This window comes from Mycolicibacterium sp. XJ870, assembly GCF_053483975.1.
The window spans coordinates 984,499-1,004,873 of the sequence record NZ_JBEFTI010000001.1 but is presented as its reverse complement, the minus strand read 5'-3'; the positions used below and the strand labels follow the sequence as shown (position 1 = coordinate 1,004,873).

General features: G+C 65.8%; 19 protein-coding genes. 7 read left to right on the top strand and 12 right to left on the bottom strand.

What is annotated here, in order from left to right; translation table 11 throughout:
• Positions 1-40 precede the first annotated feature (40 nt).
• On the top strand, positions 41-1,216 hold the full coding sequence (locus ABQF30_RS05075) for a phosphotransferase family protein (protein ID WP_448461609.1): 1,176 nt from the start codon (positions 41-43) through the stop codon (positions 1,214-1,216).
• A complete protein-coding gene (locus ABQF30_RS05070; RefSeq protein ID WP_448461607.1) occupies positions 1,217-2,332 on the top strand; it encodes an Rv3169 family protein in 1,116 nt (371 codons plus the stop codon).
• Positions 2,333-2,349: 17 nt separating this feature from the next.
• On the opposite strand, the gene ABQF30_RS05065 is transcribed toward ABQF30_RS05070, so the two are convergent.
• Positions 2,350-2,670 carry a DUF4345 domain-containing protein gene (locus ABQF30_RS05065; protein WP_448463464.1) on the bottom strand — a complete coding sequence of 107 codons (321 nt, stop codon included), beginning with the start codon at positions 2,668-2,670 and terminating at the stop codon, positions 2,350-2,352.
• 81 nt (positions 2,671-2,751) lie between these two features.
• Between ABQF30_RS05065 and ABQF30_RS05060 the strand changes: the two genes are divergently transcribed.
• The gene (locus tag ABQF30_RS05060) at positions 2,752-3,507 is read left to right on the top strand and encodes a helix-turn-helix domain-containing protein (RefSeq protein ID WP_448461605.1); all 756 of its coding nucleotides are present in this window, start codon (positions 2,752-2,754) and stop codon (positions 3,505-3,507) included.
• A 71-nt stretch (positions 3,508-3,578) separates the two neighbouring features.
• On the opposite strand, the gene ABQF30_RS05055 is transcribed toward ABQF30_RS05060, so the two are convergent.
• On the bottom strand, positions 3,579-5,066 hold the full coding sequence (locus ABQF30_RS05055; protein ID WP_448461603.1) for a flavin-containing monooxygenase: 1,488 nt from the start codon (positions 5,064-5,066) through the stop codon (positions 3,579-3,581).
• Positions 5,067-5,111: 45 nt separating this feature from the next.
• On the bottom strand, positions 5,112-6,083 hold the full coding sequence (locus ABQF30_RS05050) for an LLM class F420-dependent oxidoreductase (protein WP_448463462.1): 972 nt from the start codon (positions 6,081-6,083) through the stop codon (positions 5,112-5,114).
• A 28-nt stretch (positions 6,084-6,111) separates the two neighbouring features.
• Between ABQF30_RS05050 and ABQF30_RS05045 the strand changes: the two genes are divergently transcribed.
• Complete coding sequence (locus ABQF30_RS05045; RefSeq protein ID WP_448461601.1) at positions 6,112-7,461, top strand: flavin monoamine oxidase family protein; 1,350 nt, start codon at positions 6,112-6,114, stop codon at positions 7,459-7,461.
• A gap of 17 nt (positions 7,462-7,478) precedes the next feature.
• Here the strand turns inward: ABQF30_RS05045 and ABQF30_RS05040 are convergent, their stop codons facing one another.
• Both ABQF30_RS05040 and ABQF30_RS05035 read right to left on the bottom strand, forming a co-directional pair.
• Positions 7,479-8,402, bottom strand: a complete 924-nt coding sequence (locus tag ABQF30_RS05040) for an alpha/beta fold hydrolase (protein ID WP_448461599.1) — start codon at positions 8,400-8,402, stop codon at positions 7,479-7,481.
• A 52-nt stretch (positions 8,403-8,454) separates the two neighbouring features.
• Positions 8,455-9,543 (bottom strand): NAD(P)-dependent alcohol dehydrogenase, encoded by a 1,089-nt coding sequence (locus ABQF30_RS05035; RefSeq protein ID WP_448461597.1) that lies wholly within the window; start codon positions 9,541-9,543, stop codon positions 8,455-8,457.
• Positions 9,544-9,625: 82 nt separating this feature from the next.
• On the opposite strand from ABQF30_RS05035, the gene ABQF30_RS05030 reads away from it, so the two are divergent.
• Positions 9,626-10,597 carry an NADPH:quinone oxidoreductase family protein gene (locus tag ABQF30_RS05030; protein ID WP_448461595.1) on the top strand — a complete coding sequence of 324 codons (972 nt, stop codon included), beginning with the start codon at positions 9,626-9,628 and terminating at the stop codon, positions 10,595-10,597.
• A gap of 3 nt (positions 10,598-10,600) precedes the next feature.
• Here the strand turns inward: ABQF30_RS05030 and ABQF30_RS05025 are convergent, their stop codons facing one another.
• The 3 genes from ABQF30_RS05025 to ABQF30_RS05015 all read right to left on the bottom strand — a co-directional run bounded on the left by ABQF30_RS05025 (position 10,601) and on the right by ABQF30_RS05015 (position 13,820).
• Positions 10,601-11,362: a YggS family pyridoxal phosphate-dependent enzyme gene (locus ABQF30_RS05025; protein WP_448461593.1), complete on the bottom strand. Its 762-nt coding sequence runs from the start codon at positions 11,360-11,362 to the stop codon at positions 10,601-10,603.
• A 40-nt stretch (positions 11,363-11,402) separates the two neighbouring features.
• Entirely contained in the window at positions 11,403-12,266 is an 864-nt protein-coding gene (locus ABQF30_RS05020) for an SAM-dependent methyltransferase (RefSeq protein ID WP_448461592.1), read from the bottom strand.
• Positions 12,267-12,422: 156 nt separating this feature from the next.
• Positions 12,423-13,820 carry an HNH endonuclease signature motif containing protein gene (locus ABQF30_RS05015; protein ID WP_448461590.1) on the bottom strand — a complete coding sequence of 466 codons (1,398 nt, stop codon included), beginning with the start codon at positions 13,818-13,820 and terminating at the stop codon, positions 12,423-12,425.
• Positions 13,821-13,969: 149 nt separating this feature from the next.
• Here ABQF30_RS05015 and ABQF30_RS05010 point away from each other — a divergent pair, with 149 nt between their 5' ends.
• Positions 13,970-14,395: a nitroreductase family deazaflavin-dependent oxidoreductase gene (locus tag ABQF30_RS05010; RefSeq protein WP_448461588.1), complete on the top strand. Its 426-nt coding sequence runs from the start codon at positions 13,970-13,972 to the stop codon at positions 14,393-14,395.
• On the opposite strand, the gene ABQF30_RS05005 is transcribed toward ABQF30_RS05010, so the two are convergent.
• The 4 genes from ABQF30_RS05005 to ABQF30_RS04990 are packed head-to-tail and all read right to left on the bottom strand — an operon-like array spanning position 14,396 to position 18,758.
• Entirely contained in the window at positions 14,396-15,181 is a 786-nt protein-coding gene (locus ABQF30_RS05005; RefSeq protein WP_448461586.1) for an IclR family transcriptional regulator, read from the bottom strand. It abuts the gene before it with no gap.
• A 20-nt stretch (positions 15,182-15,201) separates the two neighbouring features.
• Positions 15,202-16,146, bottom strand: a complete 945-nt coding sequence (locus ABQF30_RS05000; protein WP_448461584.1) for a hydroxymethylglutaryl-CoA lyase — start codon at positions 16,144-16,146, stop codon at positions 15,202-15,204.
• The gene (locus tag ABQF30_RS04995; RefSeq protein ID WP_448461583.1) at positions 16,143-17,351 is read right to left on the bottom strand and encodes a CaiB/BaiF CoA transferase family protein; all 1,209 of its coding nucleotides are present in this window, start codon (positions 17,349-17,351) and stop codon (positions 16,143-16,145) included. Before ABQF30_RS04995 ends, ABQF30_RS05000 begins: the two co-directional genes overlap by 4 nt.
• Positions 17,352-17,372: 21 nt before the next feature.
• Entirely contained in the window at positions 17,373-18,758 is a 1,386-nt protein-coding gene (locus tag ABQF30_RS04990) for a GntP family permease (RefSeq protein ID WP_448461581.1), read from the bottom strand.
• Between the two features lie 264 nt (positions 18,759-19,022).
• Between ABQF30_RS04990 and gabT the strand changes: the two genes are divergently transcribed.
• The gene (gene gabT / locus ABQF30_RS04985) at positions 19,023-20,375 is read left to right on the top strand and encodes a 4-aminobutyrate--2-oxoglutarate transaminase (RefSeq protein WP_448461579.1); all 1,353 of its coding nucleotides are present in this window, start codon (positions 19,023-19,025) and stop codon (positions 20,373-20,375) included.

Below are 20,375 nucleotides of genomic sequence, written 5' to 3'. Positions count from 1 at the left end.
ACTAACAGTATCGTAATTACTGTCGTTAGGAAGAGTTCGCATGGCACATGAACCGGCTGTCGAAGATGTCAGCCGCCTACAGCATTCGAGTCGCGACGTCAGCACCCTGCCTGTCGCCCTCTCGGAGTGGCTGTCGACGGTCCTACCGCCCGGAGCCAATCCACAGGTCACCGTGGAAAGCGGGGTGGATTCCAACGGCATGTCCTCGGAGACCATCCTGCTGACAGCCGCCTGGGATGAGGACGGAACGCGCGTCGAGCAGCATCTCGTCGCCCGCGTCGCACCCACCGAAGAAGATGTTCCGGTGTTCTCGTCGTACCGGCTGGATCACCAGTTCGAACTGATGCGGCAGGTCGGCGAACTCACCGATGTACCAGTCCCCCGGGTGCGCTGGCTCGAGCCCACGGGCTCGGTGCTCGGCACGCCGTTCTTCCTCATGGACCGCGTTGACGGCGTTGTTCCGCCCGACGTGATGCCCTACACGTTCGGCGACAACTGGTTCTTCGACGCCCCCGGCGAAAAGCGTCGGGCACTGCAGGACAGCACGGTCGCGGTGCTGGCCAAGCTGCACTCAATTCCCGACGCCGAGAACCGGTTCGGGTTCCTCACCGAGATCGACCCGCCCGGTGACACCCCGCTGCGCAGACACTTCGGTTGGCTCAAGGACTGGTACGAATTCTCAGTACCCGACATCGGACGTTCACCGCTGGTCGAGCAGGCGCTCGCCTGGCTCGAAGACCACTTCCCGAAGGATGTGGCTGCCTCCGAAACGGTGTTGGCGTGGGGTGATTCGCGGATCGGCAACGTGCTGTACGAGGACTTCCAGCCCGTCGCAGTGCTCGACTGGGAGATGGCCACTGTCGGCCCACGCGAACTCGACGTGTCGTGGATCATCTTCGCGCACATGGTGTTCCAGGAGCTATCCGGCCTGGCCGGTTTACCCGGACTGCCCGACGTGATGCGCGAGGAGGACGTGCGAGCCACCTACCAGAACCTGACCGGCACGCAGCTGGGCGACCTGCGGTGGTTCTACATCTACTCCGGGGTGATCTGGTGTTGCGTGTTCATGCGTACAGGTGCCCGCCGGGTGCGATTCGGCGAGATGGATCAGCCCGATGACGTGGAATCGCTGTTCTACCATGCGTCGTTGTTGCGCCGACTGATCGCTCCGGAGGGTATGAGCGAAGCGACTGGGGAAAACAAGGAGGAGTCTTAAATGCTCGGACCGATGGATGAGTTTCCGGTACACCAGATTCCACAGCCCATCGCGTGGCCGGGTTCGTCGGACCGAAACTTTTACGACCGTTCGTATTTCAACGCCCACGACCGCAGCGGCGACATCATGGTCGTCACCGGGATCGGCTATTACCCCAACCTCGGGGTGAAGGATGCCTTCATGCTGGTGAGGCGTGGCGATATCCAGACCGCGGTGCATCTGTCCGATGCCATCGACCAGGACCGGTTGAACCAGCATGTCATGGGCTATCGCGTCGATGTCGAGGATCCGCTGCACAAGCTGCGGATCACGCTCGACGAAACGGACGGCATCGCCGCGGACCTGACCTGGAACGGCTTGTTCGACGTTGTACAGGAACAGCCGCACATCTTGCGCGCGGGCAACCGGGTAACCTTGAATGCCCAGCGCTTCGCCCAATTAGGTTCGTGGAGTGGGCATCTCACGATCGACGGGGAGCAGATCGCTGTCGACCCGGCCACCTGGATCGGGTCACGGGACCGGTCCTGGGGTATCCGCCCGATCGGTGAAGCCGAACCTGCGGGCCGGCCGGCCGATCCGCCGTTCGAAGGTATGTGGTGGCTCTACGTGCCGATGGCGTTCGACGAGTTCTCGATCGTCATCATCATCCAGGAAGAACCGGACGGTTTCCGCTCGCTCAACGACTGCACTCGAATCTGGAAGGACGGCCGCATCGAGCAATTGGGTTGGCCGCGCGTCAAGATCCACTACCGCTCAGGCACCCGCATCCCGACCGGCGCCACCATCTTGGCCAGCACAGCCACTGGCTCCGATCTGCGGTTCGACGTGGAATCCAAACTGCCCGTGCCGATTCACGTCGGCGGCGGCTACGGCGGCGATTCGGACTGGATTCACGGCGTCTGGAAGGGCGAGAAGTTCACTGAACGGCTCACGTACGACATGAATGATCCGGCGATCGTGGGCCGAGCCGGGTTCGGCGTCATCGACCATGTGGGCCGAGCGGTGTGCACCGAAGGCGACGCGGCACCTGCCGAGGGCTGGGGCCTGTTCGAGCATGGCGCGCTGGGCCGTCACGATCCGTCGGGCTTCGCCGACTGGTTGACCGTCGCGCCGTAATTTCCCTGCGCGACAAACTAAGCGGCCCAGAACAGCGCGGCCGCACCCGCAACCTCGACTAGGAAGTAAAACCAGTTGGGGTAGAACCCCGTTGGGGCGTCGAACAGTGCTGAGGCGGCGCGGCCGACCGCCATACCGGCGAGCGCGGCACCGACCGTGATCAGCACACCTGTGCGGATCTCTCCCGGAGTGATGGCCGCATAGGCCAGTACCCCAGCGATGGCCAACCCGAAACCGCCGTACACCCCACGCACTTCCGCGCGTGCCGCGGCCGATCGGAGGGTGTAGTCGAACGGACGCAGGATCGCCTGCGGTGCTGCCAATGCATAAACGCCCATGCCGAGAAAGAACACCCCAACGACGGCGATCACTGCAACGACCACGGTAGCCTCCTGATCACGTTTGACGAGGAGACCAGCATGCCGTCCCGGAACCGCGCACCGCTTCCACAAACCTGCTATCCGGCGGTGTGGCTGTGGCCGGGACAGGTGCTCTACTCCGGTCCGAGCCTTGGCCTGCAACCGCACTCCGGTTCGGTGTGGTGTCTGGCTGTGGGAATTGACGGCTCATTGACCGTGGACGTCGACGGGCACCGCATCGTTGCCCGCACGGTGCTGATTCCGCCGCGGCTGACCCATCATCTGTCCATGACAGGACCGTTGGTGTCGTGCTACCTGGATCCGGCGTCGCATCGGACCGCCTCGTGCCGCGGGCAATTCGCCGAGTTTCGCCACGGTATCGGCGTGGGCCACGATGCCGAAGACCTGCTGCTGATCGCGCCGGACGACGACATCGCGGCCCTGCGCTGGCTGGACACCGCTGCGCCGTCGGCCGTGCAGGTTATCGATCCTCGGATCGAGTTGGCGGCCAAGCAGATTCGGGACGACCCTGCCGCTACGGTGTCTGCGAGCGAGTTGGCGGCCTCGATCGGCCTGTCCGAATCGCGGTTCTTGCATCTGTTCCGGCAGGAGATCGGTTCGAGCCTGCGTCGCTACCGGCTGTGGAGTCGGCTACTGCGGGCCGGCGCCGAGATCGCCGCCGGGCAGAACCTCACCACCGCCGCCGCTGAAGCCGGCTTCACCAGCCCGTCACACCTGGCCGACCGGTTCAAGTCCACGTTCGGGCTTTCTGCGACGCAACTCCTCGCGACGGGCGTGACCGTCCGCATTCCGTGATGTCCGCGAGGGTGCGCAAAATGTCGGCGAATTACGGCGTGTCGACCAACAGACCCGCACGCTCGCCAAAACTAGGCGACGACGTCTTCTTCTGCGGCGGCGGGTGCGCGGCCGAACACCATCGACTCCTCGATCCGGTCGAATCGGTGGTCGATGGCGTCCAGCACGTAGTTGTGCCGGACATGCCACGGCCGTTTCGTACCGGAGCGCGGCAACGCGTGCGGGGCGCGTTGGATGTAGCCTGCCTCAAGATCGAAGGCCGGCTTCTCCCGCATGGGAGCGGGCCCCTTATGCGGGTAGGCGTGTGTATAGCCGCGGGACTCCATGTACGCCAATAGTTTCGCCACCGCGCGGGCGGTCATATCGGCACGCAATGTCCACGATGCGTTGGTGTAGCCGATGCACCAGGCCATGTTCGGGACGTCCTCGAGCAGGAACTCCTTGTAGACGAACCGCTCGGTCGGCTTGACCTCGGCGCCGTCGATGCTCAGTGCGATGCCGCCCAATGCCTGCAACTGCAGACCCGTGGCGGAGACGATGACGTCGGCATCGATCCGGTCCCCGGATTTCAGCACGATCCCGTCGGCGTCGACGTGGTCGAGGTGATCGGTGACCACCTCGACGCGGCCCTCACTGATGTGCTCGAACAGGTCACGATCCAGGACCAGGCACATGCGCTGGTCCCACGGGTTGTACCGCGGCTTGAAATGCACGTCGACGGGATAGCCGTCGGGCAGCGCGGCCATCGTGCGGTTGCGGATCAGCCACCGCCCGGCCTTGGGCGCCTTGCGGAAGAAGAAGTACATGGACACATGGATCATGGCGTTGCGGAATCGCACAACCTGGTGAGCAATCCTGCGCGGCAGTACCTTTCGAATTGCCTGCACCATGCGGTCGATCCGGGCCATCGACATCATGTACGTCGGCGAACGCTGCAGCATCGTCACGTGCCCGGCCTGCCGGGCCAACGCCGGGATGAGACTGATCGCGGTGGCGCCGCTGCCGATCACGACGATGCGTTTGCCGGCGTAGTCCAGTGATTCGGGCCAGAACTGCGGGTGCACCACGTCGCCGCGGAAGTTCTCGACGCCGGGAAACTCCGGGGCATAGGGCGCGTCGTAGTTGTAGTAGCCGGTGCCGAAGAACACGAACCGGGCCCGATATGCCTTGACCTGACAGTCCTGCTCGGCCTGCACCGTCCACGTGTCGGTGGCCGAATCCCAATCCGCCGACAGCACCCGAGTGTTGAACCGGATATGGCGGTCGATGCCGTACTTGCGGGCCGTGTGGGTGAGGTATTCCCGGATGTCCTCGCCGTCGGCCACGTTCTCCGGCCGGGTCCACGGCTCGTACGGGAAGCTCAGCGTGAAGATGTCGCTGTCGGACCGGATACCGGGATAGCGGAACAGGTCCCACGTTCCGCCGATCCGCTCACGGCGCTCCAGGATGGTGTAGGTCAGCCCCGGGTTCTTCTCGTGAATGCGGTAGGCCGCACCGATTCCGGAAATACCGGCTCCGATGATCAGGACGTCCGAAAACTCCGGCTCCGTGGCACCCATGTGCGAACCTCCCTTGGTCCCGCTGCGTACCACCACAGTAGGTGCTCAGGTGTGTAGTGCGTCAACGATCTGAGCCAGCGATTCCACCGGGATCGGACCAGGCTGATACAGGCAGATCCGGTCGGACACCCCGTCGACGCGGTCTTTGATGTGCGCGGCGATCTCGGCCGGACTACCGCAGGCCGCGATGGTGTGCAGCACGTCGTCGTCGATCAGCGAACCCATTTCCTGCCAACGCCCCTGCTTGGACAGCGCGTTCAGTTCGGGCTGCAACTCGCCCCAGCCGTGCACCTCGAGCACGGGCCGGTATGCCGGAGTGGAGCCGTAGAAGGCCAACAGTCGTCGCGCGGCGTCGTGATTGTCTCCGGCGGACACGATCACCTCGGGGACGATGGCGAATTCGCTCGCCTCGCGCCCGGCCGTCGCGAGGCCGTCACGCACCGCAGGCATCGTCACCTCATGCAGAAACCGCTTCGACCCGAACGGCATCACCAGCAGACCGTCGGCCAGCTCCGCGGTGGCGCGGGTCAGCCTCGGCCCCAGTGCACCGACATAGATCGGCGGCGGGCCGAACGGGTTGGCGCCCGGACTGAACGTGGGTGTCATCAGCGTGTGCCGGTAGAACTCGCCTCTAAAGTTCAGCCGCTCACCGGTCTGCCAGGCCTCGAAGATGGCCCGCAGTGCCCCGATGAGCTCGCTCATCCTGGCCACCGGCCGGTCGAAGTCCGCACCGAACCGCTTTTCGATCTGGGTACGGATCTGCGTGCCGAGCCCCAGGGTGAACCGGCCACCGGAGAGCAGCTGATGGTCGATCGCCTGGTGTGCCAGGTGAATCGGATTGCGCGGAAATGCGATTGCCACGTTCGTCATCAAGTCGAGGCCACCGACCGTCGATGCCAGGGTCAACGGTGCGAAAACGTCGTGCGGCCCCTCGAACGTGAACACGCCGGTCGCCCCGGCTTCCCGCAACGCCCGCGCCCGCTCGATCGCATCTGTCGGACCGAACAACGCTGTCATGACCTTCACGACGTGAGAGCCTAGTCAGGTGAGCATCCCAGCGAGCGCCGACGTCGTCGTAGTGGGAGCCGGTTTCGCCGGACTCACCGCCGCCCGCGAACTAGTCCGGCTCGGGCACGACGTGGTGGTGCTCGAAGGGCGCGACCGCGTCGGCGGGCGTTCGTCGACCACGACACTCGCCGGCATACCGGTTGACCTCGGCGGCACCTTCGTCGGACCCACCCAGGACGCGGTCCTGAAGCTGGCCGCTGAGCTCGGCTGCGAAACCGTCCCGACGTACAGCCGCGGAAAGAACCTGATCCGGTGGCACGGGAAGGTGCGCTCCTACCGCAGCACAATCCCGAAATTGTCAGTCATCGAGCTGGTCGACGTGTCTCGCATCCAGTGGCGTTTCGAACGGCTCAGCCGGCTGATTCCGGTGTCGGATCCATGGGCGGCACCGGCTGCACCCCGCCTCGACCAGCGGAGCCTCGAAAGCTGGCTGCGCTCGGTGCACGCGAGCGCGTCGACGCGCAACCTCATGGCGATCATGTCCAGGGTCACCTGGGGTGCCGAACCGGATTCGGTGTCGATGCTGCATGCCGTGCGCTACGTGAAAGCCGCCGGTGGTCTGGGCCGCATGCTCGACGTCAAAGGCGGTGCCCAGCAGGACCGATTCGCAGGCGGCACCCAGCAGATCGCCGTCCGGATCGCCGACGAACTGGGAAGCCGGGTGGTGCTGGGGGCCCCGGTGGAGCGGATCGAACGACTCGCCGACGGGACCGTCGCGATCAGCTGCCCTGAGGGCCACGTCAGCGCCCGCGTGGTCATTGTGGCGATCGCACCTCAGCACCGGGCCGACATCGAGTTCGACCCGCCGCTACCCAAGGAGTACCAGGAGCTGGCCGAGCACTGGCCGCTCGGCAGCCTGAGCAAGGCCTATGCCGCGTACGACCGCCCGTTCTGGCGGGCGGGCGGCTGCTCGGGCGAGGCGTTGTCCGACGAAGGCCCGGTGTTCGTCACCTTCGACGTCAGCCCGAGCGACGACGGCCCCGGGATCCTTCTCGGGTTCACCGATGCCCGCGAGTTCGATTCGCTGCCGCCCGAGCAGCGCCGCAACCAGGCACTGGCCGGCTTCGCCAAATTGTTCGGCGACGCCGCGCTGCATCCGATCGACTATGTCGACCATTGTTGGGGCACAGACGAATTCGCACCAGGTGGGCCCACGGCGGCAGTGCCGCCGTTGGCGTGGACGACGTACGGATCCTGCTTACGCGCGCCGGTCGACGGCATTCACTGGGCGGGTACCGAAACCGCCGATGACTGGACCGGATTCCTTGACGGCGCAGTGCGTTCCGGGCAGCGGGCGGCCGCTGAGGTGGCCGGCCTGCTCAGCTGATCTGGCTCTGCGGCACCCTAGCTGATCTGGCGCTCACGCACCGTGGACTGGGCGAGCGCCCGCAACTGGGCGTTGACCTCGGCCGGGCGCTCCAAGATTGCGCAGTGCCCGCCCGGCAGCTCGACGAGCGCCGTGAGGTTGGGCACGTCGGCCGCGATGCGCCGGGACGCGTTGATCGGCAACAGACGGTCCTTCTCGCTGCCGATCACGAGCGTCGGAACCACAAGGTTTCGCACCGAGATATGCGTGGGCCCCAAGTTGTCGACCAGCGCACGCGCCCAGCCGCCGCGACCGGCCGGTGGTGTCGACGCGAACAGTTGGTGGACGAACTCCGCGACCCACGGATCGGCGTCACGGCCCACCGCCAGATGCGCGACGAAACGCTTGTTGGATCGATCGGCGAGCCGAGGCACCGGCGTGGCACCGAAGGTCTTGAGCACTGTCCCCGCAGCCCGGATCCGGGTCGCCGACAGGCGTGCAGGCACCCGGGCCAACTGCACGTCGCGCAGCAGGTCACCGGTGCTCGTGTTGATCAGCGCCACCGCATCCGCGCACGCCCGCACCCGGTTGGGGTAGCGCTGCGACCACGAGGTGATCGCTATGCCGCCCATCGAGTGCCCGGCGATGACGGCACGCTCGCCGGGTTTGAGCGTGGCGTCCAGCACCGCGTCCAGGTCCGCGGCCAGGTGATTGAGGCTGTAGCCGCGGCGATGCCGCGGGGCTTCGCTGCGGCCGTGGCCGCGATGGTCGTAGGCGATGACGCGGTAGTCGGCGGCGAGGTCGGCGATCTGGTGTGCCCACACCTCGATGGCGCAGGTGATGCCGTGTGCCAGCACGATCGGGTAGCCGTCCGCAGGTCCGAACTCCTCGGCATGCAGCCTCGTCCCGTCGACGGCGCGGACCTCGACCGGGCGTCCCGGTGGTAGCGGTGGAAGGGCCATGGGTACTCCGATCGTCGGCGTCGTCGCCTGAGATTGTGCTGTTGACGGCATCTTACCGCGCGGTAACCAGGACGGGTTTGACCACCTCGGCTGACTTTGCTGCCGACCAGACCCGGCCGAAGTCGTCGAACGGATACGTCGTGACCAACTTGTCGAGCGGCAGATCGCCGGCTTTGTACAACTCGACCAACCGCGGGATGAACGTGTGCGGCTCGCTGTCCCCCTCCACGACGCCGCGCACCGTCAGACCCTTGGCCATGATGACCGCGACCGGCAAGTCGGCCGTCATCGCACCGAGGCCCAGGAGCGCCAGTGTGCCTCGGGTCTTGAGCACACCGACCGCCGACGCGATGACGTCGGGCCGTGCGGTGGTGTCGATGGCGGCCGACGCTCCCCCGGTCAGCTCCAGAATGTGTGCGGAGGTATCGGCATCGGCTGGGTCCACGGTGGTGGTGGCACCCAATTCCGTTGCCAGCGTGCGGCGTTGCTCGATGGGATCGACCGCGACGATGATGCGGCAACCAGCGATGCGGGCACCCATGACCGCCGACAACCCCACCGCGCCGGCACCGAAGACGACGACTGCGTCCTGCGGCTGCGGGTCGAGCACATTGAGCATCGCACCGACGCCGGTCTGCACGCTGCAGCCCAGCGGGGCGGCCAGTGCGGGATCGATGTTGCCGGGTAGGACGACAGCGTTACGGGTCGTGGCGATGGCGTGGGTGGCGAAGCTGGACTGGCCGAAGAAGCCGCCGGTGATCGGTTCGCCGTTCAGGCGATATGCGCTGGTTTCGTCACGGCGGCTGCCCCGCATGTTGAGGTCGGTTGCATGGTCGCAGTAGGCCGGATGATCGCCGGCGCAGTTCGCGCACCTGCCGCAGCTGGCGAACGTGAGAACGACTTGCTCACCCACGCGACGCTCACTGTCGGGACCGGCCTCGACAATGGTCCCGGCGCCCTCGTGTCCGAACACCATCGGCAGTTTGCGGAACCACGAGGCAATGCTCACATCGGTGTGGCAGATGCCAACGGCGTCGATCCTGACCAGTACTTCGTCACCGACGGGTCGCCGAACCTGCACGTCGGTCAGTTGCGGATCGGCACCGGCTTCGAGAAGTACCGCGGCGCGGGCGTTGAGCATCCGGCGATCGTAAGCGAAAAACTTGACACCTGTCACAACCGCTCCGGGCAGAATGTGGCACGACAACAACGGAAAGGCCACCATGCGTGCAGCACAGATTGCCCAACTCGACGGTCCTTCATCGGTTCGGGTGGCCGAGGTCGACGAGCCGTCCAGCGATGACGCGGTGGTGATCGACGTCCATGCCGCCGGTGTGGCGTTTCCTGATGCGCTACTCACCCGCGGCCTCTACCAGTACAAGCCCGACCTGCCGTTCACCCCGGGTGCCGAGGTCGCCGGCGTGGTGCGCAGCGCACCTTCTGGCGCCCATGTTTCTGCCGGCGACAGGGTGTTGGGGTTGACGATGCTGTCCGGTGGGATGGCCGAAGTCGTCGCGCTGCCGGCCGATCGGGTGTTCAAGCTGCCCGACGCGGTGTCGTTCGAAGCCGGCGCGGGCATCCTGTTCAACGACATGACCGTGCATTTCACGCTGCGCACCCGCGGCAGGTTGGCCCAGGGCGAGACAGTGTTGGTGCACGGCGCGGCGGGCGGCATCGGCACCTCGGCGCTGCGTCTGGCGCCGGCGCTGGGCGCGTCGCGCACGATCGCCGTGGTGTCCACCGATGAAAAGGCCGAAATCGCCAGGGCGGCAGGTGCATCCGAGGTTGTACTGGCCGACGGGTTCCGCGACGCGGTCAAAGAACTCACCGGCGGCCGCGGGGTCGATATCGTTGTCGACCCCGTCGGTGGCGACCGGTTCACCGACTCACTGCGCTCGCTGGCCGTCGGTGGGCGCGTGCTGGTGGTCGGGTTCACCGGCGGCGAGATCCCCACGGTGAAGGTGAACCGACTGCTGCTCAACAATGTCGACGTGATCGGCGCCGGATGGGGCGCGTGGACATTCTCTCACCCGGGCTATCTGGCCGAGCAATGGGCGGAACTGTCGCCCCTGCTGGCATCCGGCGCGGTTCCCGCGCCCAAGCCCGAGGTTTATCCCTTGGAGCAAGCCGCCGAAGCCATTGCGTCACTGGAGAATCGGACCGCCAAGGGCAAGGTTGTGCTACGGCTGCGGTGACTGTTACTGGCCTGCGGGCCAGTAGTGGCTGTCCGGCGTCGCCCTGGCACCGAAGATCGCCTGCCCCACCCGCACGCACGTGGCGCCTTCCTCGATCGCAACCTCGTAGTCGCCGGACATGCCCATTGACAGTTCGCCCGGGCCGACGAGGTCGAGGTCACGTGCCTGGTTGCGCACATTGCGCAGGAGTGTGAAGCAGGGCCGCACGCGTTCGACGTCGGAACTCAAGACGGCGATGGTCATGAGCCCACGGAGTCGTAGTGCGCTGTACTGCGGCAGGGTCCTCAGGAACGCGATCACCTCTTCGGGCGCCAAGCCGTACTTCGAATCCTCGCCCGACGTATTGACCTGGACATAGACGTCGAGGTGGCGGCCCAGAGATTGCAGCCGCCTGTCAAGCGCCTCTGCTGTTCGCGCATTGTCGAGCGCCTGGAACTCCGCCGCGAACTCGGCGACATCCTTGGCCTTGTTGGTCTGGAGATGACCGATCACCGACCATTTCACGTCAAGGTCGGATAGATTGCGCCACTTGCGTTTCGCTTCCTGAACCTTGTTCTCGCCGAACATCGTGCAGCCCGCGGCCGCCGCGAGCCGCAGCCGATCCTCGTCGACCGTCTTGCTCACGGGCAACAACCGCACTTCCCCGGGCGCACGTCCGGCCCGCTGCAGGGCCGCGTCGATCCGCGTGCCGACGTCGCGGAGGTTGCGGGTGAAGTCGGCGACGGTGCGTGCCGCCGGATATGCGGTCGTGTCGCTACCGGTCATGACGACGATTCTCCTCCGATTCGCGGCGAAGCCCGACCTGTTAGGCACGCCGGGTGGCGATCACGGTGCCTCCGGTGGGCTCTGTCGCCAGTTGGCGTGGATAGCCGGCGATGAGCTCGGCCATGGGTCGGAAGGACGTTGTCCAGCCGATACTTTCAAGCCACTCGCGGCTGTCCTCCCCCAGCCCTCGCTCGGTGTTCGGCATGTTCCGATAGAGGCCCTCGGCTTCGGCCGCCCGCAAAGTGCTTCGGAAGGCATCACTGGCGATGACCGGGAATCCGTACTGGCTGCCGGGCGCCGAAAGGTCGGTCAGACAGCGCACACCCGCGCGGGCCACCTCGATGGGCAGGGTCATGAGCGCGTGGTCCACCCAGTGGGTGGGAACGTCGGGTTCAAATCCACTGTCACGAAGTGCATTCGGCCAATCGGAGCCGGCCAGATCTATGGGTATGACGTGGCGGCCGCACACCGGCTGTGCGGCCGCGTCCGCGAGTACCCGCTCCTTGAATTCGAACAGTGGCGGAAAATCGATTTCAAAGAGTTGAACCGGTTGCGGCCAGTCCAAGCGAAATGCGTGCGTGTCCAATCCGGCGCCGAGCAGCACGATCTGCGTGCGACCTTCGGCCGCCGCCCGAACGAGATCATCGTCGGCCATGCGCACCCCCAGCGTGCGGGTCTCATACATGACGTCGGCCAGTCGCAGTACCGACTCCCACGTCTCGGCCGCGCCGGCAGGTGCCGTCGGACTCAGATAGGCACGCTCGGCCGCCTCGACAAACAAGCGCGCATACGGATCGTCGTACAACCGGTCATCGCGGTCGGTTTCTCTTGCCCGGATCACGGCGACGCCGACAGCGGTCAGCGGCGCACCGGCCAGGGCTTCAGGTAGTGGTGCCGCGCTCATCCGCTTGCCTCCCAGTTGCGAGTCATTACTTGTCGGCCGGTAACTATTATTAGCTCAGCCCGCGATGCGGCGATCTGCCGTTGACGGACCAGAAGTGCGGCCATGCGGCACTGACGATTGCACTCGGCACGTACAACCGCAGCTGAGAGCGTCGTATCAGGTTGGTTGACAGTCTGTTTCGCCGTCGTCCTGGTTCTCGTTGGGTTCGGTGAGGTAGGTCTGGGGGTGGTGGTAGTTGTTGATGCGGGATTGGCCGATGTCCAGCAGGGGCGGCGGGATCCATTCACAGCGCCCGTTGTGGGTGATGCGGGTGGTCCACTTGCCGGGCCCGACCAGACGCTGATCCGGCCCACACCCCAGGGCAAGTTCAGTGATATCGGTCAGCCCACCCTTGGCGAAGTCGGTATCGGCATGATGGGCTTGGCACTGATAACCACCCGCAGTACACCCCGGCCGCGTACACCCCCGATCCCGCGCGAACAACAACAACCGCTGCCCAGGGGTGGCGATGCGTTTGGTCCGACCGAAATACAACGGCACATTCGACGCCGCATCGAACACCGCCAGATAATGCCAGGCGTGGGCGGCCAGCTTGATGACATCGGGGATCGGCAGTTTCGATCCGCCGGCGGTCACCGCGATCCCCGCCCCCGCTTCCAGTTCCTGCAGGGTGGTGGTGACGATGATCGACACCGGCAACCCGTTGTGCTGACCCAACTCCCCCGACATCAACGCATGACGCCCCACCGCCAGAAACGCATCATGAGTGCGTTGCGCGATGCTGCGGGTATCGGCCTGGATGGCCTCCTCGGACGGCACCCCACTGATGCAGGGGGTTTCATCGTCAGGGTTGCACATCCCCGGCGCGGCGTACTTGGCGCGGGCCGGTTCCCACGTCGCACGAAACTCCGGGGTCACCCACCCCGACACCTTCGACAACCCATCGGCCTGCTGCGGATGAAACGTCAAGCCCCGCTTACGCTCAACCGGAACATCAACAGGCTTGTCGCCATCCTGATCCAACAAATACAACGCCTCATTGACCGTCTGACCCAGCGTCTCCGGGGTCTCCCGGGCGGCGACCGCCACCAACTTCTCCTCAAACCGCTCCCGGCGTTGCTGGTCGACCCAGTCCGGGCATTTGGTGAAAAACTTCTCCAACTCCTCCACATGATCGGGGGTCACCCAACCCCCCGCCTGCGCCGCCGCAGTCGCCGCACGCCGCGGCGCCAACACCTCACCAGTCACCGACGTCCGAGGGCCCAGGTTGATCGCATCACGACACCGCCGCCGCGCCTCATCCCCGGAAATCCGCAACCGGATCCGCATCACCTCCGGCCAGGACTTCGCCCCGATCACCGCCGGGGTGGTCTGCTCGGCCAACGCCGCGATCGCCGCATGCTCGACCACCGGCACCACATTGCGCACATCCTGAACCCCGGCACACACGTCGAGCAGATCGGCCGCCGACAACGACCCCCACGACACGCCACGCACGCCCTCGACCGCCGCGCTCAACGCGGCCAGCCGGTCGGAGACCACCGTGGAATCCATGCATCGAACACTAGTTCGAACCCCCGACAGAATGCGCGGGACCTCGCGAGCGTGCGCAAAATGCCGCTCCCACACGGCATGTCGACCAACAGACACGCACGCTCGCCAGGCGAGGGAATATTCACCGATCCCACGGTGTTGGGGCCGACGTGACTGAACAAGCCGAGTTGAGCCCCACCGATTGGGTTCGCGAACAGACCGAACGCATTTTGGAGCAGGGCACCACCGACGGAGTCGAGGTCCTGGACCGACCCATCGTCCTGTTCACCACCACGGGCGCGAAGTCCGGCAAGAAGCGCTACGTCCCACTCATGCGGGTGGAAGAAAACGGACGCTACGCCATGGTCGCGTCGAAGGGTGGCGACCCTCAGCACCCGTCGTGGTACTTCAACGTCAAGGCCAACCCGGCCGTGACCGTGCAGGACGGCGACAAGGTCGCCAAGGACCTGACCGCGCGGGAACTCGAAGGCGAGGAGCGCGAACACTGGTGGAAGCTGGCCGTCGAGGCCTACCCGCCCTACGCCGAATACCAGACCAAGACCGACCGGTTGATCCCGGTGTTCGTGGTCGAGTAGCTACTGCGGCGGCCGCCCACCCAGGGTTCGGGTGATCTGTTCGGCGTAGCCGACGGCGAGGTCGACCCATTCTTCGCATTGCTTGCGCGGCATGCGGACCGTGGGTCCGCTGATTGTGAGCGCGCCGAGAATGTCGCCGGCCGAGTCGAATACGGGTGCGGACAACCCGGAGGCGGAGTCTTCGCGCTCGCCCGTGGTGATGGCATAACCGTCGGAGCGGGCGCGCGAGATGAGACCGGCAAGTTCCTCGGCGCTGGTGACCGTGCCTTCGGCCATCTGCTCCAGCGGTGCACTGAGAATTTTCTCCGCCAGATCGGGATGCCAAGCCAGCAGTACCCGTGACGCCGAACCGACGTGCAGCGGAATCACCTTGCCGACGTACATGTCCCGGCGCAATGCATGGTGGGTTTCCGCGACGGCGACACAGACGCGGAAGTTCTGTTCCACGGTGAAGAAGCACGCGGTCTCGCCGGTCTTGTCGCGGACTTCCTTGAGCACCGGGTTGACCACCGCCAGGACGTCGACGTCCTTGCGCGCCGTGGCCGCCCAGTACGACATCCGAATGCCGATGCGGATCTGATCGCCGACGCGGTCCAACATGCCTTGGGCGACCATGTTGCTGACGAGCCGTTGCACGGTCGAGGTCGGGAGCCCGGTGGCTTGCTGGATCTCGCCGAGCGTCATCGCCGGACGGGCCAAGGTGAACGCGTTGAGGATCTCGGTGATCTTCGTCAGCACCAGCAGGGTTTGCTGTTTTGCCGACGAATCCACGTCTCCCGTTGCCATGTCGCGAACCTACCCTGCGTTCAGTGCCCGATCACCCACGGGAATGCGGTCGCGCTCGAGCGCGCACCCTGAGCCGCCTTCGATCGGTTCGGCTCACCGATTCCAGCGAGTGTCTTCTCCGAAAGCGCCACTACCGCGGACAATTCGGTGGGAGTGAGCCAGTCCGGGCGCAGCGCGAACAGCAGGTCCTCGGTGGATGTGTTGCCGCTGGCGCCGGGAGCGAACGGGCAGCCGCCCAAGCCGCCGAGTGATCCGTCGACCATGGTCGCCCCGGCATCGATCGCCGCGAGGCTGTTGGCCACACCCAGGCCCCAGGTGTCGTGGCCGTGAAATACGATGCGGCGCTGGGGCGTTGAGGTCCGGAGGCCTTCGACCAGGTCGTGGACCTGGGTGGGAATGGCCTGCCCGATGGTGTCGCACACCACGACGTCCACGGCGCCGAGGGTTCGTTCGTCCGCCGCGATGCCCCACACCCGTCGCGGGTCGATGAGTCCTTCGAAGGGGCAGGTGAACGCGGTGGCGATACACAGTTGGATCGACCCGCCGGCCTCGTGGGCGATGCGGATCGCGTCGGGCATCGCGGCCACACTGGTTTCGGTGTCCCGGCCGATGTTGGCCTTGTTGTGGGAATCCGAAGCAGACAAGCAGTATTGGAAGTGGCGCGCTCCGGCCGCCGCCGCCTTTTCCATGTGCCGCGGGGTGGCCACCCAGATCCAGCACTTCTCCAGCTCCTCGGGAGTCAGTGCGGCGACGACGTCGAGGGTGTCGGCCAGCGGCGGGACCAGGTCCGGCCGCGCCATCGACCCGATCTCAAGTGCCGGTACACCGAGCGCCAGCAGTTCCCGGATGAGCTCGACTTTGGTCTCGGTGGGCAGCATCTTGGCCGTGAGTTGCAGGCCGTCACGCAGCGTGACGTCGCGCAGCTCAGCGCGGGGGGTGTACGGACGCGGTTGTGGAACGGTCATGCGAGAGCTCCGATTTCCTGATCGCTGAGGCCCAGCAGGCTCGACAGCACCTCATCGGTGTGCTCGCCGAGGTCCGGCCCGACGTTGCGAATGGGCAGCGACGCTCCCCCGATGACGGGCACGATGCCGGGGAAGCCGACCGACTGCGGTTGGGCATCACCGGTGTCGACGTCGAAGTGCTGGATCATGTTTCGTGCCTCGTACTGTTCATCGCCACAGATGTCGACGGCGGTGTAGATCGGCCCAGAGGGCACACCGGCCTCATCGAGCAGCTTGAGCGCTTCGTCGCGGTCCAGGCGGCTCGACCACTGCGCGATCGCAGCGTCGAGTTCGTCGCGGCGCTGCCAGCGTCCCGCATTGGTCTGCAGCTCCGGGTCTTCCGCGAGATCGGGTCGCCCGATGGTGGTCATGTATCGCTGGTAGATGGCGTCGCCGTTGCCGGCAATGATGATGCTGTTCCCGTCCGCGCACGGGTAGGCGTTACTGGGCGCGATGCCTTCCATCCGGCCACCTACCCGTTCGCGCTTGACGCCGTAGGCGAGGTAGTCGGGAACCAGAGACTCCATCACCGACAGGATGGACTCGTTGAGCGCGACGTCGATGATCCGTTGCTCCAGAGGCACATTCGTCCGCTCCCGCTGGAACAGCGCCATCACGGTGCCGAACGCGGCGTAGATGCCGGCAATTGAGTCACCGATCGACACCCCGGTGCGCACCGGCGGGCGGTCGGGATCACCGACCAGTTCGCGTAGCCCGCCGTATGCCTCGGCTACGGCGGCGAAACCGGGGCGCTCCGCCAGCGGGCCGGTCTGCCCGAACGCCGAGATGCGGGTGATGACGAGGTTGGGATTGGCCTCGTTGAGTCGTTCCGGTCCCAGGCCCCATTTCTCGAGTGTTCCGGGCCGGAAGTTCTCCAGCAGAACGTCGCAATGCCGGAGCAGGTCCAGCACAATGGTCCGGCCCTGCTCGGTTTTCAGGTCGAGCACGATGGACTTCTTGTTCCGGTTGATGGTCCGGTACAGCATGGAGGTGGTACCCGAGTACAGCCGCCAGTTGCGCAGTTCGTCGCCGGTGACCGGCCGCTCGACCTTGATCACCTCGGCACCGAAATCGGCAAGCATGCGGCCGGCGGTGGGCGCGGCGATGTAGTTGCCGAGTTCGAGCACACGCACGCCGGCCAGCGGGCGAATATCATTGTCAGTCATGGCATTTCCGTGATCGTTGGGTTAGAACAGCAGGCTGGCGGGCATGATGAGCAAGATCGCGACGACAGAGGCCACAGACACACCGACCGTCACCGTCTTCAGGGCGCCCCGCGTGGACTGGCCCAGCAGGGACTGCAACAACCAGAAGGTGTTGCTCGTGACGTGCACTGCGAACAGCGATCCCGCACCAGCCGCGAGGGCGATGAGCACCGGATCCAAGCCGATGATCGGGGCGACCGGGGCCAGGATGCCCGCCGAGGTGATCGCGGAGATCGTCACCGAGCCGACCGCGACGTGCAGGACGGCGGCAATGGCCCACACCACCAACAGCGGTGCCGCAGTGCTGGCGGTGAAGTAGTCACCGAGGATGTCCCCGAGGCCGGCGGCCTTGATCGTGGCGGCGAGCGATCCGCCCACGCCGGTGAGGATCAGGATCTGGCCGCTCTCCTTGAAGCCCGTCGCGATCGCTTTCTGAATCGCCTCGGCGCCCAACGCGTAACGGCCGACGAAGCTGGTGCCGACGAGGCCGATCAGCAACGCGATCACCGGTGAGGACACGAATGCCACGATGGGATTGTGGATGTCGACCGCGTCGAGGATGGCGCCGGTAGCGATGAGAACCAGAGCGGTCAACATCGGGGCGAACAGCACGAGCAGAGGTGTCTGGGTACGCGACTGGGTCGCGGTCTTCAGAGCGATGCCGCCGGCGCCGTCGGAGTCGTGGTCGGTCGGCCCGAAGTTTTCGGGTTCTTCGCCGAGGAAGGGCTGTTCGTCGCGGTCGGCGTCCCACCAGCCGTGGTTGAACAGGAAGGACATGATGGCCACCGAGATCGCCACGGTCGGGATCACGAGGCACACACCGAAGAGCAGCATCTTGCCCAGCGGCACTTCAAGCAGTCCGGCGAGGGCCAGTGCGCCGACACCCGGGACCGTCAGCACGATTCCGCATTCCAGACCGATAGCCATCGCCACCGCCATCCGAGCGGTGCCGTTCTTGCCGATCCGCTTGGCGAGATCGCGGGCCAGTGGTGCGGAAATGACCAGCAGCACGTCGAGGAAGATGGACTGCAGCGCCGTAGCGATCGTCAGCGACATCGCATACGGCATCCGCTTCGGCCCGAACACCCGAAGCAATAATTCGACCAGTCGCTGTATCGCGCCGGTCTGCTGCAGGATTGCGCCCATCAGCACACCGAAGGCGATCAGCAGGCCCACCTCGGCCATGATCTCTCCGAAGCCGCCGGTGATGGCTTCGATGGTCTTCTCAACCCCCAGGCCGACCACCAACCCGAGGTAGGCGGAGCCGATCACCAGGGATACGACGGGGTTGAACTTGAACCTCACAATCATCACCACGACGGCGAGGATCGCTACCGCGGTATTGATCAGCACTGCAGTGTCTGACATGCGCAAACTCCTCGAACGGCTCTTGTCAGCCGCGGGGTTACATCACAGACGACACCCTGTGTGATCTACGGCTCACTCACATTATGAGCACAGGCCCACAATATAAACAAGCCCGCAGGCTTGCGGTCACTGAGCGTTCGAAGTTTCCCGGTAGACGCGTGCCGCCGACCGGCTGCCCGGTAACCACCGAATCGGACATTGTTCGACGTTCGCTTGTACAGATCGGCCATCGGTCGATCGGGACGGCAGGCCTAGCCTGGACCTATGACTGCCTCTCTGGTGGGCGGGCCTGCACTGCAGCAAGTGCGCCGTGTCCGCACCGACATTCCCGGCCCCCGCTCGCTCGAGCTGGCCGCGCGCCGGGCCGCGGCTCTACCGGCCGGGCTGGCAAGCGCGGCCGGCGTGTACGTGGCCGCGGCCGGCGGTGGTGTCGTGGTGGACGTGGACGACAACTCGTTCATCGACCTCGGCAGCGGAATCGCAGTCACCACCGTCGGCAACGCGGCGCCCGCCGTCGTCTCCAAAGCGGCCGCCCAGCTCGAGCGCTACATCCACACGTGTTTCCTGGCCACCCCGTACGAGCCGTACATCGAGGTCGCCGAGGCGTTGAACCGGCTCACGCCCGGCGATCACGACAAGCGGACCGCGCTGTTCAACACCGGCAGCGAGGCCGTCGAGAACGCCGTCAAATACGCGCGCGCCGCCACCGGACGCTCCGCGGTCGTCGTGTTCGACCATGCGTTCCACGGCCGCTCACTGCTCACCATGACCATGACGGCCAAGAACCAGCCGTACAAGCACGGCTTCGGCCCGTTCGCGCCGGAGGTGTACCGGGCACCGATGGCCTATCCCTACCGGTGGCCGTCTGGTCCCGAGAACTGCGCCGACGAAGCGTTCAGCCAGTTCGCGCAATTGATCGACGCCCAGCTCGGCGCCGACGCCGTGGCGTGCGTCGTGGTCGAACCCATCCAGGGTGAGGGTGGATTCATCGAGCCCGCCCCAGGCTTCCTCGCCAAGGTGGCCGAGTTCTGCCGCGACCGCGGCATCCTGCTCGTCGCCGATGAGGTACAGACCGGCATTGCGCGCACCGGCGCCTGGTTCGCCTGCGAGCACGAAGGCCTGGTGCCCGACCTAATCACCACCGCAAAGGGTTTGGCCGGCGGCATGCCGCTGGCCGCCGTCACCGGCCGCGCCGACGTCATGGACGCCGCGCACTCAGGCGGCATCGGCGGCACCTACAGCGGTAACCCGGTGGCGTGCGCCGCCGCCCTCGGAGTGTTCGAGGAGATCGAGACCGGCGGGCTGATCGCGCGCGCCCGCGCGATCGGTGACCTGATGGTGGAACAGCTGCGCGACATCGCCACGACCACCGACGTCATCGGCGAAATCCGGGGCCGAGGCGCCATGATTGCCGCCGAGCTGGTGGCACCCGGCACCCGCGAACCCAACCGCGACGCCGTCGCAGCACTCACGCGCCACTGCCAGAACAACGGCGTATTGACCTTGACGGCAGGAACTTTCGGCAATGTCCTACGCTTCCTGCCGCCGCTGACCATCTCCGACGACCTGCTCGCCGAGGCCTTCGAGGTCGTACGCGGCGGCTTTGCGAATCTCTGA

Coding starts and splice junctions, on each gene's coding strand:
- ABQF30_RS05075 (WP_448461609.1), top strand. CDS start 41: ATGGCACATGAACCGGCTGTCGAAGATGTCAGCCGCCTACAGCATTCG.
- ABQF30_RS05070 (WP_448461607.1), top strand. CDS start 1,217: ATGCTCGGACCGATGGATGAGTTTCCGGTACACCAGATTCCACAGCCC.
- ABQF30_RS05065 (WP_448463464.1), bottom strand. CDS start 2,670: ATGGGCGTTTATGCATTGGCAGCACCGCAGGCGATCCTGCGTCCGTTC.
- ABQF30_RS05060 (WP_448461605.1), top strand. CDS start 2,752: ATGCCGTCCCGGAACCGCGCACCGCTTCCACAAACCTGCTATCCGGCG.
- ABQF30_RS05055 (WP_448461603.1), bottom strand. CDS start 5,066: ATGGGTGCCACGGAGCCGGAGTTTTCGGACGTCCTGATCATCGGAGCC.
- ABQF30_RS05050 (WP_448463462.1), bottom strand. CDS start 6,083: ATGACAGCGTTGTTCGGTCCGACAGATGCGATCGAGCGGGCGCGGGCG.
- ABQF30_RS05040 (WP_448461599.1), bottom strand. CDS start 8,402: ATGGCCCTTCCACCGCTACCACCGGGACGCCCGGTCGAGGTCCGCGCC.
- ABQF30_RS05035 (WP_448461597.1), bottom strand. CDS start 9,543: ATGCTCAACGCCCGCGCCGCGGTACTTCTCGAAGCCGGTGCCGATCCG.
- ABQF30_RS05030 (WP_448461595.1), top strand. CDS start 9,626: ATGCGTGCAGCACAGATTGCCCAACTCGACGGTCCTTCATCGGTTCGG.
- ABQF30_RS05025 (WP_448461593.1), bottom strand. CDS start 11,362: ATGACCGGTAGCGACACGACCGCATATCCGGCGGCACGCACCGTCGCC.
- ABQF30_RS05020 (WP_448461592.1), bottom strand. CDS start 12,266: ATGAGCGCGGCACCACTACCTGAAGCCCTGGCCGGTGCGCCGCTGACC.
- ABQF30_RS05015 (WP_448461590.1), bottom strand. CDS start 13,820: ATGGATTCCACGGTGGTCTCCGACCGGCTGGCCGCGTTGAGCGCGGCG.
- ABQF30_RS05005 (WP_448461586.1), bottom strand. CDS start 15,181: ATGGCAACGGGAGACGTGGATTCGTCGGCAAAACAGCAAACCCTGCTG.
- ABQF30_RS05000 (WP_448461584.1), bottom strand. CDS start 16,146: ATGACCGTTCCACAACCGCGTCCGTACACCCCCCGCGCTGAGCTGCGC.
- ABQF30_RS04995 (WP_448461583.1), bottom strand. CDS start 17,351: ATGACTGACAATGATATTCGCCCGCTGGCCGGCGTGCGTGTGCTCGAA.
- ABQF30_RS04990 (WP_448461581.1), bottom strand. CDS start 18,758: ATGTCAGACACTGCAGTGCTGATCAATACCGCGGTAGCGATCCTCGCC.
- gabT (WP_448461579.1), top strand. CDS start 19,023: ATGACTGCCTCTCTGGTGGGCGGGCCTGCACTGCAGCAAGTGCGCCGT.